3 protein-coding genes are annotated in these 3918 nt (G+C 44.6%); all 3 read left to right on the forward strand.

Features of this window, described 5'->3' with window-relative positions:
* The coding region (locus VIN08_RS14005; protein WP_331966191.1) for a hypothetical protein at positions 1 to 948 on the forward strand (948 nt) is incomplete at its 5' end.
* 1 nt (position 949) lies between these two features.
* Positions 950 to 3013 (forward strand): hypothetical protein, encoded by a 2064-nt coding sequence (locus tag VIN08_RS14010; protein WP_331966193.1) that lies wholly within the window; start codon positions 950 to 952, stop codon positions 3011 to 3013.
* A gap of 38 nt (positions 3014 to 3051) precedes the next feature.
* Positions 3052 to 3918, forward strand: an 867-nt coding sequence (locus VIN08_RS14015) for a hypothetical protein (protein ID WP_331966196.1), incomplete at its 3' end; no start/stop codon positions are given.

Below are 3918 nucleotides of genomic sequence, written 5' to 3' on the forward strand. Positions count from 1 at the left end.
TACCTGTTCACACCCGGTGAAGCATGGATACAGTCTATGCACCTGACCAATGCCGAAGCGCAAAGCTACACCGAAACAACGTTCAGCTATAATGCAGCCGAGAGTAAAATTTCCTTTGCCATTCCTGCTACAGGTATACAAAATGATAAAGTATACAAGCTGGAGATATTGAATATACCCAAGCAACAGGCGGTGCTCGATGCCAACGTTCAACAGGTAAACACAGAGCTGGCGGGTGGTGATACACTGACAACGAAAAGTATAGAAGGCGAGTTGGCTATTCGTGAGATCAAGACGGTATTTACTTCACCATTCCGCACGAGCAAGTATAATACATTCCGTGAAAAAATGGCCAGTGTGAATCTGGGTATAACGATGACTATACCTTCACAAGCGGGCGATATGATGGAACTGAAATCGTACCTGCAAGGTCCGGAGCTGATGGATCACTATGAACTGGAAGGTAAAGATGAGTATGCCCCGATGATCACAACGGTAGCGCTGCTGGACAACAACAAGTGGTATAATCAATTAGTATATCCGCTGGTATATGAAGGTTATCCGTTGCTGGGGTATATTAAAACAACGCGCGATACTTCCTTACTTGGATTACCTGCGGTACGCGCTGCATTTTTGGAACAGCTTAGCGAGGCTCCTGTGCTTACAGATGATGCCATGGCTATCGCAACGACAACGCTAAGTGGCTATATGCGCTACGACCTGATGCACGCCATGATAACAGACTACCGAAGTATACAACAACAGGTGGCCAACTATGTAGTAGACAAACCCGAACGAATTACCGACCGATTAAACAAGATACTGACCCAACCATTCCCATTCTATCGGCAGGGTAAATATTATGTGCGATTGAATTACCGCATACCAGGAATTAATAAAACGACAAGCAGTTATGATTGGGAGTTATACAATGCCATACCGGATTAAGATGAGATGTTGGATGATGGGTGTGCTGGCATGTATAGCGATGCATGCTATAGCACAGGATTCAACGCGTGTGTTGAAAAACGCAGATGCTATTGCTGTCATAGTACGTCCTTCCGTTGATTCGATCACATTGCGATGGGCGCCTCTGAATGTCAGCGATTGGCGGCTTGCCAATCAGTATGGTTACCAGGTGGAACGTTTCGCGATGGTGCGCAACGGTAAGGTTATACGTCCGGCGGAACGAAAGGTATTAACACCCATGCCGCTGAAGCCATTGCCCGAAGAGCAGTGGGAGCGATTCACCAATAATAAATACGGGATGATCACAGCACAGGCACTCTATGGCGCAACCTTTGAACTGAACATCGAGCATAGCGATATTATGCAAATTGTAAACAAGGCAAAAGAAAATGAACAGCGTTATTCGATTGCTTTGTTCTGCGCAGATATGTCGCCCGAAATAGCGAAGGCACAGGGACTATATTTCAGCGACAAGCAGATCGAGAAGAATGTAAAGTATTTATACCGTGTCCGGGTAATTACTCCCCGGGATACCTTGAAGGGAAGTATTTTTATTGATCCGACACAGAAATATCAATTACCATCGGTTGTCGGGTTTACCGCACAAACAAAAGGAAATGTAGTGACCATGCGTTGGAATCAGGCCGAGCATGCATCACTGTATACAACATACTCGGTGGAACGTTCGGAAGACGGAAAGACATTTATACCGGTTACCGATATAGCAGGTGTTACACTCAGTAAAAAAGGGCAGGACAGTAAATTTCAGTATGCGGTAGATACATTGGCTTCGATAGAGAAAGAATATAGTTATCGAATCCGCGGCATTACACCTTTCGGAGAATACGGACCGGTATCTGATCTCGTTAAGGTAAAAGGGAACAAGACTGTCAAATCAAGTGTATTTATAACTTCGGCTTTAAGTACAGATAACAAGAGTATAGATATACAATGGGAGTTTCCGCAGGCCGAGAACGATGCGCTCACAGGTTTTGAAGTAACCCGCTCTGCAACTTCTTCCGGCCCCTATAAAACCATTCATAAAGATATACTGCCTTCATCGTTACGAGCCTATAAAGATACTAGCCCGCAGCAGTCCAATTACTATAAGCTAAAAGCGAAAACACTGGACGGAACGGAGATCATCTCCATGCCTTACCTCGCGATGCTGGTAGACAGTATACCTCCTGCTATACCGGCCGGCTTGAAAGGTAAGGTGGATGAATTTGGAAATGTACGCATTAGCTGGAAGCCCAACTCCGACAGCGATATATCTGGATACCGGATTTACAGGGCCTATTATCAGAGTGAAGAATTTGCGTTGATGACAGGCGATCCTGTAAAAGATACTGTATTTACCGATCGTGTAGAATTGAAAAGCCTGAACGATAAAATTCATTACCAGGTGATGGCGATCGATAAGAATCAGAATCACTCAGCGCTCTCTGCTATACTTAGTCTTGTGTTGCCTGACAAAGTTCCTCCTATGCCACCGGTATGGCTTCCGGTAAAATCCACGAAGGAAGGTGTTGAACTTCGCTGGCAACCCAGTGGCAGCCAGGATGTGGTGAAGTATGAAGTATACCGCAAAGGTGATCAGGGACAATGGATGCGATTGGTTACAAAGCCCGCGGGTACTGATTCGGTATATACCTATACGGATCAGAACCTGAGTAACAGCAGCGTACAGCACTATACCGTTATTGCTATAGATGAAGCCGGATTAGAATCACCGCCAACACCGGCCGTAACCGGATTTATACTTCCGAAGCCTAAACCTGCTGTAGAGGTGAGCACGCCTACGGTGGATAGAGTGAACAGGAAAATTATACTAAGCTGGGCGTACTCGCAGGCCGATGTGGTTTCTTACCGCATCTATAAAAAAAGCGATGCCGGAGCGATACAATTATACCGTACAGTAAAAGAAAGACAATTTATCGATAGTGGTATGACAGTGGGCGGTAAATATAGCTACCAGGTAATGGCAGTGTTTAATAATGGAGCGTTATCGGAGATGAGCAGGATTATAGATATAATTTTTTGATGGAGCAGTGGTGTGATTATAAATAGATAGAAGAAGCGATGAGGATAAAATTTTACCTGCTTTTCTTTTTTGTTGCAGGAATATACAACCTGAGTTTTGCCCAGGGGTGGGTACTAGAGTTTACCATGCTTACCGGAGGCACTCACCCTGCGTCAAGCTGTAGTTTTGCCAACTATGAATTTACAGTGGGGTGGGCTCTCAATGTTAACGCAGGTGGATCGATGGACAATTATGGTAAAAATGCTAAAGTGACTGATCATTTTTATCTGAGTGGAACAGACTGGAACAGTCTCAAGAACAAGACCATTAATATAGGTTTGAATATTGTATGCTCCGGGTCCAACGTAACTGTTGTCGGAAGTGATGATGCCAGCGATAATGTAAATGTCAACAGCACCAGTTGTTATAATTTTGGACTCAGTCCAACGGGGTCAGTTGCCATGAAATATAAAGGAATGGATGCCATGTATGACTTTAATATGGGATATATCTTTTGGCCTCAACTGAGTATAAATACAGTCCAAAGTTGTGATGCGATAACGCTGTCTACTCCACAATGTTTGAAAGGAACTACAGTTACCTGGGAGGTCACAAACACTCCAACTGTAGCAAGCTCCTGGAAAAAAGTCAGCAAGACCTCCCGTCAGGTTACACTAACCGCCAGCGAACTTTCTGCTCTGGGGTTATCTTCAGTCTATGGTGTATTATATGCTCGCGCAAGTGATGCGACCTTAGCTGGCCGTACCAGTGAACCACAAGCTTTCAATATTTACGCGCCACCGCCAACCGTTTCTATCATTGGGAGCAGCGATGTTATCTGCAAGGGTGAAGCCAATGGTACGGTAACACTTCAGATATCCAATAGTGCATCGCAGGTAAATCGTTTCTATATAAATTCTTTTCAT

Source organism: Ohtaekwangia sp., from assembly GCF_036568665.1.
Lineage (GTDB): Bacteria > Bacteroidota > Bacteroidia > Cytophagales > Cyclobacteriaceae > Ohtaekwangia.